The following is a 14,543-nucleotide window of genomic DNA, read 5'->3' on the forward strand; positions in this document are numbered from 1 at the left end:
GATGCGTGGAGGCCTAACCCGACTTATCAAGGAACTATCATGTCCCAAGTCAATATGCGCGATATGCTGAAGGCCGGTGTGCACTTCGGCCACCAGACCCGTTACTGGAACCCGAAAATGGGCAAGTACATTTTCGGCGCGCGCAACAAGATCCACATCATCAACCTCGAAAAAACCCTGCCGATGTTCAACGACGCGCTGTCGTTCGTTGAGAAGCTAGCTTCGGGCAAAAACAAAATTCTGTTCGTCGGCACCAAGCGTTCCGCTGGCAAGATCGTTGCTGAAGAAGCAGCACGTTGCGGTTCGCCGTACGTCGATCACCGCTGGTTGGGCGGCATGCTGACCAACTACAAAACCATCCGTCAGTCGATCAAGCGTCTGCGTGATCTGGAAGTTCAGTCGCAAGACGGCACTTTCACCAAGCTGACCAAGAAAGAAGCGCTGATGCGCACTCGCGATCTGGAAAAACTGGATCGCAGCCTGGGTGGTATCAAGGACATGGGCGGCCTGCCTGATGCCCTGTTCGTAATCGACGTTGATCACGAGCGCATCGCTATCACCGAAGCTAACAAACTCGGTATCCCGGTTATCGGCGTAGTCGATACCAATAGCAGCCCGGAAGGTGTTGATTTCATCATCCCAGGTAACGATGACGCCATCCGCGCCATCCAGCTGTACATGGGTGCAATGGCCGACGCAGTAGTACGTGGCCGCAGCAACGCCAACGGCGGCACCGACGAATTCGTCGAAGCCCCGGCCGCTGCTGAACAAGCTGAAGGCTGAGTAGACCGCGTCTAGCGTCTCTCGGTTAGCAAAAAGGGGGCTAGGCCCCCTTTTTGCCACCTTAGAATTGATCATCATCCGGCTCGCCGGGTGGGACTTATCCAAGAGGATTTCGAAATGGCAGAGATTACTGCAGCGCTGGTTAAAGAACTGCGTGAGCGTACTGGCGAAGGCATGATGGATTGCAAAAAGGCCTTGACCAAGGCTGGCGGCGACATCGAGAAAGCCATCGACGATATGCGTGCTTCGGGCGCCATCAAGGCTGCCAAGAAAGCCGGTAACGTGGCTGCCGAAGGCGCCATCGCGGTTAAAGTTGCGGCTGACAACAAGCGCGCCGTGATCATGGAAGTGAACTCGCAGACCGACTTCCTGGCTCTGCAAGACGACTTCAAGAAATTCGTTGCTGACAGCATCGACCAGGCTCTGGCCGAAAACCTGACCACCGTTGAGCCGCTGATCGCTGCTCGCGAAACTGCCCGCGTTGAGCTGGTGGCCAAGGTTGGTGAGAACGTCAACATTCGCCGTCTGACCGCTGTTGAAGGCGACGTGCTGGGTGCTTACGTTCACGGCAACAAAATCGGCGTGATCGTTTCGCTCAAAGGCGGTACTCCGGAACTGGCTCGCGACATCGCAATGCACGTTGCTGCCAGCAACCCTGAGTTCCTGCTGCCGTCGGAAGTTTCCGCTGAAGCCATCGAGCGTGAAAAGGGCGTTTTCATGTCCCTCAACGAAGACAAGATCAAAGGCAAACCAGCCGAGATCGTTGAGAAGATGGTTGCCGGCCGTATCTCCAAGTTCCTGGCTGAAGCCAGCCTGGTAGAACAAGCTTTCGTTAAAGATCCAGAAGTCACCGTTGGTGCTCTGGCCAAGAAAGCCGGCGCTGAAATCGTTTCCTTCGTACGTTACGGCGTAGGCGAAGGCATCGAGAAAGTTGAATCGAACTTCGCTGACGAAGTAGCCGCTCAACTGGCTGCCAGCAAGCAGTAAGACGGGTTTTAATCTGTCGCCCCGAAGAGGCTGCCCGCTCACGCGCGCAGCCTCTTTGTCGAAGTGGGGCCGACAATTGCATGTGTAAGCGGTATTGGTGCACTGTGCTGCACCAATTGCCATGGGCGCTGTCCAAGCGCTCGATCAATGCGGGCATATAGCCTGTTCAGAACTCAAACGCCGCAGGAGAGACACGCATGGCTCAGCAGGTGAGTGGTCGCCAACCTCGCTACAAACGCATTCTGCTCAAACTTAGCGGCGAAGCCTTGATGGGATCGGAAGACTTCGGTATCGACCCCAAGGTGCTCGACCGTATGGCCCTCGAAATCGGCCAACTGGTCGGTATCGGTGTGCAGGTAGGCTTGGTGATTGGTGGCGGTAACCTGTTCCGCGGCGCGGCATTGAGCGCTGCCGGTATGGATCGCGTCACCGGCGACCATATGGGCATGCTGGCCACGGTGATGAACGCCCTGGCCATGCGCGATGCGCTGGAGCGCTCGAATATCCCCGCTATCGTAATGTCGGCGATTTCCATGGTCGGCGTTACCGACCATTACGACCGCCGCAAAGGCATCCGTCATTTGAATTCCGGCGACGTAGTGATTTTCGCTGCGGGCACCGGTAACCCGTTTTTCACCACCGACTCCGCAGCGTGCCTGCGCGCCATCGAAATCGATGCCGACGTGGTGTTGAAAGCGACCAAGGTGGACGGCGTTTATACCGCCGATCCATTCAAAGACCCGAACGCAGAGAAGTTCGACAAGTTGACCTACGACGAAGTGCTGGATCGCAAGCTCGGCGTGATGGACCTGACGGCCATCTGTCTGTGCCGCGATCACAAGATGCCGCTTCGGGTCTTCAATATGAACAAGCCCGGCGCACTGCTTAACGTGGTAGTGGGCGGCGCGGAAGGAACCCTGATCGAGGAAGGCGAGCAATGATCAACGAAATCAAGAAAGATGCCCAAGAACGCATGCAGAAAAGCCTGGAATCGCTTGTCCACGCTTTCAGTCGCATCCGCACCGGCCAAGCGCACCCAAGCGTGCTCGGCGGCGTGATGGTGCCTTATTATGGCGCCGATACCCCGTTGAACCAGGTCGCCAACGTCACCGTTAAAGACTCCCGTACCCTGCAAATCGTCGCCTTCGAGCGCAACATGCTCTCGGCTGTCGACAAAGCTATCCAAAGCTCGGGTTTGGGTCTTAACCCGACCAACCTTGGCGAGCTGCTGCTGGTGACCATGCCGGCGTTGACCGAAGAAACGCGTCGCGGCTTCACCAAGCAGGCTCGTGACGCTGCGGAAGATGGTCGTGTGGCCGTGCGTAATATCCGTCGTGATGCGCTGAGCCAGCTGAAAGATTTGGTGAAAGAGAAAGAAATCAGCGAAGACGAAGAACGCCGTGCGGCTGACGACATTCAAAAGCTGACGGACAAATTCGTCGCTGAGATCGAAGTGGCCGTGAAGCAGAAAGAAGCGGATTTGATGGCCGTTTGACGGTCGGTTTCGTCATGGAAAAGACCGTAAAGGCCGGCTCGCCGGGCGTGCCACGACATGTGGCGATCATCATGGATGGCAATAACCGCTGGGCCAAGAAGCGCCTGTTACCTGGCGTTGCCGGGCACAAGGCTGGCGTCGATGCGGTGCGTGCAGTCATCGAAGTGTGCGCCGAAGAAGGCGTTGAAGTGCTCACCCTGTTTGCCTTTTCCAGTGAGAACTGGGATCGGCCGGCGGACGAAGTGGGCGCTTTGATGGAGTTGTTTCTATCGGCCTTGCGCCGCGAGGCCAGACGGCTGAATGCCAACGGCATCAGTTTGCGCATCATCGGCGACCGCTCGCGCTTCCATCCTGAACTGCAAAGCGCGATGCGCGAAGCAGAGGCGTTGACTGCCGGCAATGATCGGTTTGTTCTGCAAGTCGCGGCCAACTATGGCGGCCAGTGGGACATCGCTCAGGCCGCTCAGCAACTGGCGCATCAGGTGCAGGCTGGCCATCTTCGTCCCGAAGACATCACCCCGCGTCTGCTACAGGGTTTGCTGGCTACCGGCGATCAGCCGCTGCCCGACCTGTGCATTCGCACCGGGGGGGAGCACCGCATCAGCAACTTCTTGCTCTGGCAACTTGCCTATTCCGAGTTGTATTTCTCCGACCTGTTCTGGCCGGACTTCAAACACGACGCCATGCGCAAAGCGCTGGCCGATTACGCTACCCGCCAGCGTCGCTTTGGTAAAACCAGCGAGCAGGTGGCAGCTGAGGCTCGCGCACAATGTTGAAGCAACGCATCATCACCGCCCTGATCTTGGCGCCCATCGCTCTGGGTGGGTTTTTCTTGCTGAGTGGCGCGGCGTTCGCGTTGTTCATCGGTGCGGTGGTTACGCTCGGTGCCTGGGAATGGGCGCGTCTGGCTGGCTTCAATGCGCAGGCCGCCCGTGTGGGTTACGCGGCGGTTGTGGCGGTGTTGCTGTTCGGGCTTTATCACGTTCCTGCTCTGTCGCCGCTGTTGCTGTTGCTGGGCATTGTCTGGTGGGTGGCGGCGACGTTTCTGGTTATCAACTTCCCGGAAAGCAGCCGCCACTGGACGTCTACGCCCATCAAGCTGGTGATTGGCTTGTTGATTCTGCTGCCGGCCTGGCAAGGTCTGGTGCTGATCAAGCAATGGCCGTTGGCCAACTGGTTGATCTTTGCGGTGATGGTGCTGGTGTGGGGCGCTGACATTGGTGCGTATTTTTCCGGTCGCGCCTTTGGCAAACGCAAGCTGGCGCCCAAAGTCAGCCCCGGCAAAAGCTGGGAAGGCGTATTCGGCGGCTTGCTGACCTGTCTGCTGATCGCTGTCGGCGTGGGCGTTTACCGCGGCTGGAGCGCCGGTGAGTTCGCTCTGGGCTTGGCCGGTGTGGCGTTGGTGGTGATGGTGTCGGTGGTGGGCGATCTCACCGAAAGCATGTTCAAACGCCAGGCCGGTCTTAAAGACAGCAGCAACTTGCTGCCCGGCCATGGCGGTGTGCTCGACCGCATCGACAGCCTGACCGCCGCCATCCCGATGTTTGCCGTATTGCTCTGGGGCACTGGCTGGGGTTCGCTGTGACTCAACCGCAGCAGATCACCGTGCTGGGAGCCACCGGCTCCATCGGCCTGAGCACGCTCGACGTCATTGCTCGTCACCCGCAGCGTTATCAAGTGTTTGCCCTGAGCGGTTTCTCCCGTCTGGCTGAGCTTGAAGCGTTGTGCCTGCTCCATCGCCCGCGCTACGCCGTGGTCGCCGATCCAGTCGCCGCCAACGGCTTGCGCTCGGCGCTGCAGGCTGCGGGGCTGGCGACCCAGGTGCTGGAAGGGGAGGGCGGGCTTTGCGAAGTGGCGGCGCACCCTGAGGTTGACGCAGTCATGGCGGCTATCGTCGGTGCGGCGGGCCTGAAGCCTACCCTGGCGGCAGTCGAGGCGGGCAAGAAGGTATTGCTCGCCAATAAAGAAGCGTTGGTAATGTCCGGTGCGCTGTTTATGCAAGCGGTGCGCAAAAGCGGCGCCGTGTTGCTCCCGATCGACAGCGAGCACAACGCGATCTTCCAATGCCTGCCCACTGATTACGCGCGCGGTCTCAATAACGTAGGCGTGCGCCGAATTCTATTGACCGCTTCGGGTGGTCCGTTCCGTCAGACGCCGTTGGGTGATCTTCAGCACGTGACCCCTGAGCAAGCCTGCGCCCACCCGAACTGGTCCATGGGCCGGAAAATTTCCGTCGACTCCGCCAGCATGATGAACAAAGGCCTCGAGCTGATTGAAGCGTGCTGGCTGTTCGACGCACCGCCCTCGAAGGTCGAGGTGGTGATCCACCCGCAAAGCGTTATTCACTCGCTGGTCGATTATGTCGATGGCTCGGTGTTGGCGCAGTTGGGCAACCCGGATATGCGCACACCCATCAGCCACGCCTTGGCCTGGCCTGAACGGATCGACTCCGGCGTGTTGCCGTTGGATCTGTTCGCCATCGCCCGTCTGGATTTCCTGCCGCCCGACGAGCAGCGCTTCCCTTGTTTGCGCCTGGCGCGCCAGGCTGCCGAAGCCGGCGGAACGGCGCCCGCTGTATTGAACGCGGCAAACGAAGTGGCGGTGGCGGCGTTCCTTGAACGGCGCATTTGTTTCCCAGAGATCGCGAGTATGATTGACGCGGTCTTGAATGCTCAGCCGGCGGTGCCGGTAGACAGTCTCGATGCCGTACTGGCGGCCGACGCCAGCGCGCGCGTACAGGCAGAGCATTGGTTGAGTCACCACGGGCGCTAAACCCGGAGGATGTAAATGAACATGCTGTATATGGTTTGCGGCCTGCTGGTCGCCCTGGGCGTGCTGGTCACCTTCCACGAGTTCGGCCATTTCTGGGTCGCTCGCCGCTGTGGTGTGAAGGTGCTGCGTTTCTCCGTAGGTTTCGGCACGCCGCTGGTGCGCTGGCATGACCGTCACGGCACCGAATTCGTTGTGGCTGCCATCCCGCTGGGCGGCTACGTGAAAATGCTCGATGAGCGCGAGACCGACGCGGTCATCGCGCCTGAAGATCTTCCCTTCACTTTCAATCGCAAGCCAGTGTTGCAGCGCATCGCCATTGTTTCTGCCGGGCCGATCGCCAACTTCCTGCTGGCCATCTTCTTCTTCTGGATTCTGGCCATGATGGGCAGCCAGCAGGTTCGCCCCGTGATCGGTGCCGTCGAGCCGCAGAGCCTGGCGGCTCAGGCGGGTCTGAAAAGCGGTCAGGAAATTCTGGCGGTTGATGGCGAACGCACCAGCGGCTGGAGTGCGATTGGTCTGCAATTGGTTCGCCGATTGGGCGAGACCGGGCAGATTTCCGTTCAGGTGCGTGAGCCGGGTTCGACCACCGAGACGGCTTATCAGGTTCAGTTGCAAGACTGGCTAAAAGGCGCGGATGAGCCGGACCCGATTTCATCTCTGGGCATTCGCCCATGGCGCCCCGTGCTTGAGCCGGTATTGGCCACCCTTGATCCCGATGGCCCGGCGCAAGCTGCCGGCCTGAAAGTCGGTGACCGGCTCCTGAGCCTTGATGGCGCGGCGTTGAGCGACTGGCAGCAATTGGTCGACGGTGTTCGTCCGCGTGCCGGTCAGCGCGTTGTGCTGGCTATTCAGCGCGACGGCCAATCGCTGGAAGTGCCCGTTACACTGGCGTCCAAAGGCAACGACAAGGCCCAGTCGGGCTATCTCGGTGCAGGTGTGCAGGGCGGTGAATGGCCGGCCGATATGCTGCGCGAAGTCAGCTTTGGTCCACTGGAATCTGTGTCCCAGGCGCTTAATCGCACCTGGACGATGAGCCTCTTGACCCTTGATTCGCTGAAGAAAATGCTCTTTGGCCAGCTCTCGGTAAAAAACTTGAGCGGGCCGATAACCATTGCTAAAGTGGCGGGCGCTTCGGCCCAGTCCGGCCTAGGGGATTTTCTGAATTTCCTGGCTTACCTGAGCATTAGTCTGGGGGTTCTCAATCTGTTGCCGATTCCCGTGCTTGATGGGGGGCACCTGCTTTTCTATCTGATTGAATGGGTGCGTGGTCGTCCAGTGTCAGAGCGAGTGCAGGGGTGGGGGATGCAGATCGGCATCAGTCTGGTGGTTGGCGTGATGCTGCTGGCGCTCGTTAACGACTTGAGCCGGTTCTAAGTTTCAGCGAAACACCGTTCACCGAATTACAAAAAGTGCCGCAATTGCGGCAGATTTTTTATCGTCAGTTGGAATAAGAAAGGACTTCATGAAACGTCTGCTGCTGCTACCTGTGGTGCTCTTCGCACTGATGATCGCCGAAGTTCACGCCGAGTCCTTCACCATCTCCGATATCCGCGTCAACGGCCTGCAGCGGGTTTCCGCCGGCAGCGTGTTCGGCGCCTTGCCCCTAAACGTAGGTGAAACCGCTGACGACCGCCAACTGGTCGAAGCAACCCGCTCGCTGTTTAAAACCGGTTTCTTCCAAGACATTCAACTGGGTCGTGACGGCAATGTGCTGGTCATCACCGTGGTTGAGCGCCCGTCGATTTCCAGCATCGAAATCGAAGGTAACAAGGCCATCACCAGTGAAGACCTGCTTAAAGGCCTGAACCAGTCCGGTCTGTCCGAAGGCGAAATCTTCCAGCGCGCCACCCTCGAAGGCGTGCGTAACGAACTGCAGCGTCAGTACGTGGCTCAGGGCCGCTACTCGGCCGAGATTGAAGCGGAAGTTATTCCCCAGCCGCGCAACCGCGTCGCGCTGAAGATCAACATCAACGAAGGCACCGTGGCGGCCATCCAGCACATCAACGTGGTGGGCAATACCGTATTCCCGGATGAAGACCTGGTTGATCTGTTCGAACTGAAAACCACCAACTGGCTGTCGTTCTTCAAGAACGACGACAAGTACGCCCGTGAAAAACTCTCCGGTGACTTGGAGCGTCTGCGTTCCTACTACCTGGACCGCGGCTACATCAATATGGATATCTCCTCCACCCAGGTATCCATCACCCCGGACAAGAAGCACGTCTACATCACCGTCAACGTTGATGAAGGCCAGAAGTACAGCGTTCGTGAAGTGAAGCTCAGCGGTGACCTCAAAGTGCCTGAGGACGAAGTCAAAGCGCTGTTGCTGGTGAAGAAAGGTCAGGTGTTCTCGCGCAAGCTGATGACCACCACCTCCGAGCTGATCACCCGCCGCCTGGGTAACGAGGGTTACACCTTCGCCAACGTCAACGGCGTACCCGAAGCTCACGATGACGACCACACCGTATCGATCACCTTTGCCGTTAACCCTGGCAAGCGCGCTTACGTAAACCGCATCAACTTCCGCGGCAACACCAAGTCCGAAGACGAAGTGCTGCGCCGTGAAATGCGTCAGATGGAAGGTGGCTGGGCGTCGACCTACCTGATCGACCAGTCGAAAACCCGTCTGGAGCGTCTGGGCTTCTTTAAAGAAGTAAACGTCGAAACCCCGCAAGTGCCGGGTACTGACGACCAGGTTGACGTGAACTACAGCGTGGAAGAACAAGCGTCCGGCTCGATTACCGCCAGCGTTGGTTTCGCTCAGAACGCCGGTTTGATCCTCGGTGGTTCGATCAGCCAGAACAACTTCCTCGGCACCGGCAACAAGGTCAGCATCGGTCTGACCCGTAGCGAATACCAAACCCGCTACAACTTCGGCTTCGTGGACCCCTACTGGACCGTCGACGGCGTGAGCCTGGGTTACAACGCCTTCTATCGCACTACTGACTACGACGAGCTCGATACCGATGTATCCAGCTATGCGGTAGACAGTTACGGCGGCGGCGTAAGCATCGGTTACCCGATCAGCGAAACCTCGCGTCTGACCTTTGGTTTGACTGTGCAGGAAGACGAGATCAAAACCGGCGACTACACCGTTGACGAAATCATCAACTTCCTCGAGCAGGAAGGGGACAGTTTCCTCAACTTCAAAGGCTCCGTCGGCTGGTCCGAGTCCACCCTGAACCGTGGCGTCTTGGCCAACCGTGGTCACTCGCAAAGCCTGGTTCTGGAAAGCACCATTCCAGGCAGCGACTTGTCCTTCTTCAAGTTGGACTACCGCGCACAGATCTTCGCGCCGCTGACCACCAACACCACCATGCGTTTCCATACCGAACTCGGTTATGGCGACGGCTACGGCTCCACCTCCGGCCTGCCGTTCTACGAGAACTACTACGCCGGTGGTTTCAACTCGGTTCGCGGTTTCGAAGACAGCAGTCTCGGCCCGCGCAGTACGCCGAGCTTCGTGGCTGGCGGCGGTCGCGACAAATACGGTCGCTACACCGACCCGGACCAAGATCCGCTGCCATTCGGCGGTAACGTGTTGATCCAGGGTGGCGCGGAATACCTGTTCCCGCTTCCTTTCGTGAAAGACCAGCGTTCCCTGCGTACCTCGTTGTTCTGGGATGTGGGTAATGTGTTCGACACCAACTGCAGCTCCACGCAGAAAAATCGTGGTGACAGCGGTTGCGATCTCGACCTGAGCAGTCTGGCCAGCTCCGTGGGTGTTGGCGTGACCTGGATTACTGCGCTGGGTCCGCTCAGCTTCAGCTTGGCCATGCCAATCAAGAAGCCGGACGATGCAGATACACAAGTGTTCCAGTTCTCTCTCGGTCAGACTTTCTAATTACCTGATCACACAACAGTTTTGCAGGAGTACATCGTGCGCAAGTTGATTCAGTTGGTGTTGTTAAGTGCTGCCGTTCTGGCAGGTCCGGCTTTCGCCGACATGAAAATTGCGGTGCTGAACTATCAGCAGGCGCTGCTGGAATCGGACGCGGCGAAGAAGTACGCCGTTGATGCCGAGAAGAAGTTCGGCCCGCAGCTGACCAAGCTCAAGTCTTTGGAAACCAGCGCCAAAAGCATTCAGGATCGTCTGGTTAAAGAAGGCGAGAAAATGCAGCAAGGCGAGCGCGAGCGTCTGGAGCTTGAATTCAAGCAAAAGGCCCGCGACTTCCAGTTCCAGTCCAAAGAGCTGAACGAAGCCAAAGCCGCTGCTGACCGTGAAATGCTGAAAAAGCTGAAGCCAACTCTGGATAAGGCTGTTGAAGACGTCATTAAAAATGGCGCCTTTGATCTGGTGCTGGAGCGCGGTGCGGTGATCGATGTCAAACCTCAGTACGACATCACCCGCCAAGTCATCGAGCGCATGAACCAGTCGCGTTAATCATGACAGCTTTGGTTTTCTCCCTCGGCCAACTGGCCGAGCGCCTCGGCGCTACGTTGCGTGGCGCCGAGGACACTCGCATCACCGGCCTGGCTACCTTGCATGAGGCAGGCCCGGACCAGCTGAGTTTTCTCGCCAACCCCCAATACCGCAAATACCTCGCCGACACCAAAGCCGGCGCGGTGCTGCTGACGGCTGCCGATGCCGAAGGGTTTGCTGGCGCGGCGCTGATCGTAGCCAACCCGTACCTGGCGTATGCCGAACTCTCCCATCTGTTTGATCGTAAGCCGCGCGCGGCTGCCGGTGTGCATGCCACAGCGGTAGTGGCTGACGATGCGGTAATCGACCCGAGCGCCAGCGTGGGTGCCTACGCGGTAATCGAGAGCGGCGCGCAGATTGGGGCCGGCGTTACCGTTGGCGCTCAGTGCTTTATCGGTGCGCGCACGGTGATCGGCGAGGGCGGTTGGCTTGCTCCCCGAGTGACGCTGTATCACGACGTGCACATTGGTAAGCGCGTGGTCATTCAGTCGGGCGCTGTTATCGGCGGCGAAGGCTTTGGCTTCGCCAATGAGAAAGGCGTGTGGCAGAAAATCGCGCAAATTGGCGGCGTCACGCTGGGCGACGATGTGGAAGTTGGCTCCAACACCACCATCGACCGCGGCGCGCTGGCCGACACCATTATTGGTAACGGCGTGAAGCTGGATAACCAGATCATGATCGCCCACAACGTTCAGGTCGGTGACCACACCGCCATGGCGGCCTGCGTGGGCATTTCCGGCAGCACCAAAATCGGTAAGCACTGTATGCTTGCCGGCGGCGTTGGGTTGGTCGGGCATATCGAAATTTGTGATGGCGTGTTCGTCACCGGTATGACCATGGTTACCCGTTCCATTACCGAACCCGGTTCGTATTCTTCCGGCACCGCCATGCAAACGGCTGCGGACTGGCGCAAAAGCGCTGCCCGTTTCCGCAACCTGGATGACATGGCCCGTCGCCTGCAGCAGCTAGAAAAGCGTCTGGCCGCCGTGACCCCGGCCGACGATGCTTCATCTGATGCGTGACTGACAGCATTCGTCAGTCCCCTTCCTCTCTTACAGGCTTTTCCGAACATGATGGACATTAACCAGATCCGCGAATACTTGCCGCACCGCTACCCGTTCCTGCTGGTAGACCGTGTGGTCGACTTGGATGTGGCAGACACCAAGACCATTCGCGCCTACAAGAATGTCAGCATCAACGAGCCTTTCTTCAACGGCCACTTCCCTGAGCACCCGATCATGCCGGGCGTGCTGATCATTGAAGCCATGGCCCAAGCCGCCGGCATCCTTGGTTTCAAAATGCTCGATGTGAAACCTGCCGATGGCACGCTTTACTACTTCGTAGGCTCCGATAAGCTGCGTTTTCGTCAGCCCGTGACCCCGGGCGACCAGCTGATTCTTGAAGCCCGTTTCATCAGCAGCAAGCGCAGCATCTGGAAATTTGAATGCCGTGCCAGCGTTGATGGCAAAGAAGTCTGCTCGGCAGAAATCATCTGTGCGGAACGCAAACTATGAGTTTGATTGACCCTCGAGCGATCATCGATTCGACAGCCATACTGGCCGACGACGTCGAAGTCGGTCCTTGGTCGATTGTGGGTCCTGGTGTGGAGATCGGTGCGGGCACGGTGATCGGGCCCCACGTGATTCTCAAAGGGCCGACGCGTATTGGTAAGCACAACCGCATTTACCAGTTTTCGTCCGTGGGCGAAGACACGCCGGACCTCAAGTACAAAGGTGAAGACACGCGCCTGGTGATTGGCGATCACAACGTGATCCGCGAAGGCGTGACCATTCACCGTGGCACCATTCAGGACCGCGCTGAAACCACCATTGGCGACCACAACCTGATCATGGCCTATGCCCACGTCGGCCACGACAGCGTCATCGGCAACCACTGCATTCTGGTCAATAACACCGCACTGGCCGGTCATGTGCATGTGGACGACTGGGCGATTCTGTCTGGCTTTACCCTGGTTCATCAGTTCTGCCATATCGGCGCCCACAGCTTTTCCGGCATGGGCACGGCGATTGGCAAAGATGTGCCGGCCTACGTCACCGTATTCGGCAACCCGGCTGAAGCGCGCAGCATGAACTTTGAAGGCATGCGCCGTCGTGGCTTCAGCGAAGAAGCGATTCAGGCCCTGCGCCGCGCTTATAAAGTGGTGTATCGCCAGGGGCTGACGGTCGACAAGGCGCTCGCCGACCTCGCCGATTCGGCTGCCCAGCACCCGGAAGTCGCCGTGTTTGTCGACTCCATCAAAGCCTCCTCTCGCGGCATCACTCGCTGATCATGGCGGGTTCTGTGCGCATCGCCATCGTTGCCGGTGAGGCTTCGGGCGATATTCTCGGTGCTGGCCTGATGCAGGCCCTCAAGGCGCAACATCCACAAGTCGAGTTCATCGGTGTTGGCGGTCCGCGCATGCAGGCCCAGGGCCTGAGCTCGTATTTCCCGATGGAACGTTTGTCGGTCATGGGCCTGGTGGAAGTGCTGGGTCGCCTGCCGGAATTGCTGTCGCGGCGTAAACGTCTGGTGCAAACCTTTATTGCAGCTAAACCCGATGTGTTCATCGGCATCGACGCGCCGGATTTCAACCTCGACCTCGAACTCAAACTGCGCCGTGCCGGCATCAAGACCGTGCATTACGTCAGCCCGTCTGTGTGGGCATGGCGGCAAAAGCGCGTGCTAAAAATTCGCGAAGCTTGCGACCTGATGCTGACGCTGTTCCCATTCGAGGCGAAGTTTTACGACGAGCACCAAGTGCCGGTCCGCTTCGTCGGCCACACCTTGGCCGATGCCATTCCGTTGGAAGCCGACCGAGCCGGTGCGCGCGCTGAGTTGAATCTTCCAGATGACGCGCCGGTCGTGGCGCTGATGCCGGGCAGTCGCGGTGGGGAAGTGTCGCGCCTTGGCGGCCTGTTCCTCGATGCGGCTGTGCGGTTGCGCGCCCTGCGCCCCGGCGTGCGCTTTGTGTTGCCGTGCGCCAGTCCTGAACGACGCACGCAAATCGAAGCGCAACTGGCCGGCCACGATATTCCCGTGACCCTGCTCGACGGCCAGTCCCACACCGCCTTGGCGGCCTGCGATGCGGTGCTGATTGCCTCTGGCACCGCGACCCTGGAAGCGCTGCTGTACAAGCGGCCGATGGTGGTGGCGTACCGCGTGGCGCCGATGACCTACCGCATCCTCAAGCGCATGCTGAAAAGCCCGTACGTGTCGCTGCCCAACCTCTTGGCCGGGCGTCTACTCGTGCCCGAATTGCTGCAAGACGACGCCACTCCAGACGCCTTGGCCAATACCCTGGCGCCACTGTTGAGCGGCGGCGAAGCGCAAACCGAAGGCTTCGATCAGATTCACCGCACCTTGCGCCGCGACGCCTCCACCGAGGCTGCCAAAGCGGTGCTGGAATTGGCGGGGGTGCGCTGATGCAGATGGGCCTGGATTTCACCTTGGTAGAAGAACTGGTGGCCGGTGTCGATGAAGTCGGTCGCGGGCCGCTGTGCGGCGCGGTGGTGACGGCGGCGGTGATCCTCGACCCGACGCGGCCGATTCTCGGGCTCAACGATTCAAAGAAGCTCACCGAAGCCAAGCGCGAACTGCTCTTCGATGAGATCAAGGAAAAAGCCTTGGCCTGGTGCATCGCCCGCGCTGAAGTGGAAGAAATCGACGAGCTGAATATTTTGCACGCCACCATGTTGGCGATGCAGCGCGCCGTCGAAGGCCTGAGCGTGACACCGCGTCTGGCGCTGATCGACGGCAACCGTTGCCCGAAACTGAAGGTGCCCAGCGCCCCGGTGATTCAGGGCGACGCTCAGGTGCCGGCCATCGCTGCCGCGTCCATTCTGGCCAAGGTCAGCCGCGACCGGGAAATGCAGGCGCTCGACCTGATCTACCCCGGCTACGGCATGGCCACGCACAAAGGCTACCCCACGCCGGTGCACCTTGAAGCCTTGCAGCGCTTAGGCCCCACGCCGATTCACCGGCGCTCGTTCGCGCCTGTGCGTGTGCTGGTTGAAGCGGCTGCGCTGATCAAGGTTTAACAACCGCAAGCTGATGTTTGCGCCAAGGCCCGGTACAATCCGGGCC

Annotated in this window: 15 protein-coding genes; all 15 read left to right on the plus strand. The window is 59.1% G+C overall.

What is annotated here, in order from left to right:
• Positions 1-39: 39 nt before the first annotated feature.
• The 15 genes from rpsB to rnhB all read left to right on the plus strand — a co-directional run bounded on the left by rpsB (position 40) and on the right by rnhB (position 14,497).
• A complete protein-coding gene (rpsB, locus tag ACZZ0Q_RS05125; RefSeq protein WP_122494081.1) occupies positions 40-783 on the plus strand; it encodes a 30S ribosomal protein S2 in 744 nt (247 codons plus the stop codon).
• Positions 784-900: 117 nt separating this feature from the next.
• Entirely contained in the window at positions 901-1,770 is an 870-nt protein-coding gene (gene tsf, locus ACZZ0Q_RS05130) for a translation elongation factor Ts (protein ID WP_122452597.1), read from the plus strand.
• Positions 1,771-1,967: 197 nt separating this feature from the next.
• Complete coding sequence (pyrH, locus tag ACZZ0Q_RS05135) at positions 1,968-2,711, plus strand: UMP kinase (protein WP_122452598.1); 744 nt, start codon at positions 1,968-1,970, stop codon at positions 2,709-2,711.
• A complete protein-coding gene (frr, locus tag ACZZ0Q_RS05140) occupies positions 2,708-3,265 on the plus strand; it encodes a ribosome recycling factor (RefSeq protein WP_122494080.1) in 558 nt (185 codons plus the stop codon). Before pyrH ends, frr begins: the two co-directional genes overlap by 4 nt.
• 14 nt (positions 3,266-3,279) lie before the next feature.
• Positions 3,280-4,041, plus strand: coding sequence for a polyprenyl diphosphate synthase (gene uppS, locus ACZZ0Q_RS05145; RefSeq protein ID WP_122494751.1), 762 nt, complete (start codon positions 3,280-3,282; stop codon positions 4,039-4,041).
• The gene (locus ACZZ0Q_RS05150; RefSeq protein ID WP_463539861.1) at positions 4,035-4,850 is read left to right on the plus strand and encodes a phosphatidate cytidylyltransferase; all 816 of its coding nucleotides are present in this window, start codon (positions 4,035-4,037) and stop codon (positions 4,848-4,850) included. Before uppS ends, ACZZ0Q_RS05150 begins: the two co-directional genes overlap by 7 nt.
• Positions 4,847-6,037, plus strand: coding sequence for a 1-deoxy-D-xylulose-5-phosphate reductoisomerase (gene ispC, locus ACZZ0Q_RS05155; RefSeq protein ID WP_463560341.1), 1,191 nt, complete (start codon positions 4,847-4,849; stop codon positions 6,035-6,037). Before ACZZ0Q_RS05150 ends, ispC begins: the two co-directional genes overlap by 4 nt.
• 15 nt (positions 6,038-6,052) lie before the next feature.
• Positions 6,053-7,411: a sigma E protease regulator RseP gene (rseP, locus tag ACZZ0Q_RS05160; RefSeq protein ID WP_463539860.1), complete on the plus strand. Its 1,359-nt coding sequence runs from the start codon at positions 6,053-6,055 to the stop codon at positions 7,409-7,411.
• Positions 7,412-7,499: 88 nt separating this feature from the next.
• Positions 7,500-9,881, plus strand: a complete 2,382-nt coding sequence (gene bamA / locus ACZZ0Q_RS05165) for an outer membrane protein assembly factor BamA (protein ID WP_463539859.1) — start codon at positions 7,500-7,502, stop codon at positions 9,879-9,881.
• 36 nt (positions 9,882-9,917) lie between these two features.
• Positions 9,918-10,421, plus strand: a complete 504-nt coding sequence (locus ACZZ0Q_RS05170; protein ID WP_122494075.1) for an OmpH/Skp family outer membrane protein — start codon at positions 9,918-9,920, stop codon at positions 10,419-10,421.
• A gap of 2 nt (positions 10,422-10,423) precedes the next feature.
• Positions 10,424-11,482: a UDP-3-O-(3-hydroxymyristoyl)glucosamine N-acyltransferase gene (gene lpxD, locus ACZZ0Q_RS05175; RefSeq protein WP_463539858.1), complete on the plus strand. Its 1,059-nt coding sequence runs from the start codon at positions 10,424-10,426 to the stop codon at positions 11,480-11,482.
• A 48-nt stretch (positions 11,483-11,530) separates the two neighbouring features.
• Entirely contained in the window at positions 11,531-11,974 is a 444-nt protein-coding gene (fabZ, locus tag ACZZ0Q_RS05180; protein WP_122452607.1) for a 3-hydroxyacyl-ACP dehydratase FabZ, read from the plus strand.
• Positions 11,971-12,747, plus strand: coding sequence for an acyl-ACP--UDP-N-acetylglucosamine O-acyltransferase (gene lpxA / locus ACZZ0Q_RS05185; protein WP_122452608.1), 777 nt, complete (start codon positions 11,971-11,973; stop codon positions 12,745-12,747). Before fabZ ends, lpxA begins: the two co-directional genes overlap by 4 nt.
• 2 nt (positions 12,748-12,749) lie before the next feature.
• Positions 12,750-13,883, plus strand: a complete 1,134-nt coding sequence (lpxB, locus tag ACZZ0Q_RS05190) for a lipid-A-disaccharide synthase (protein ID WP_463539857.1) — start codon at positions 12,750-12,752, stop codon at positions 13,881-13,883.
• Positions 13,883-14,497: a ribonuclease HII gene (gene rnhB / locus ACZZ0Q_RS05195; protein WP_463539856.1), complete on the plus strand. Its 615-nt coding sequence runs from the start codon at positions 13,883-13,885 to the stop codon at positions 14,495-14,497. Before lpxB ends, rnhB begins: the two co-directional genes overlap by 1 nt.
• Positions 14,498-14,543 lie beyond the last annotated feature (46 nt).

The organism is Pseudomonas sp. AC070, assembly GCF_979258635.1.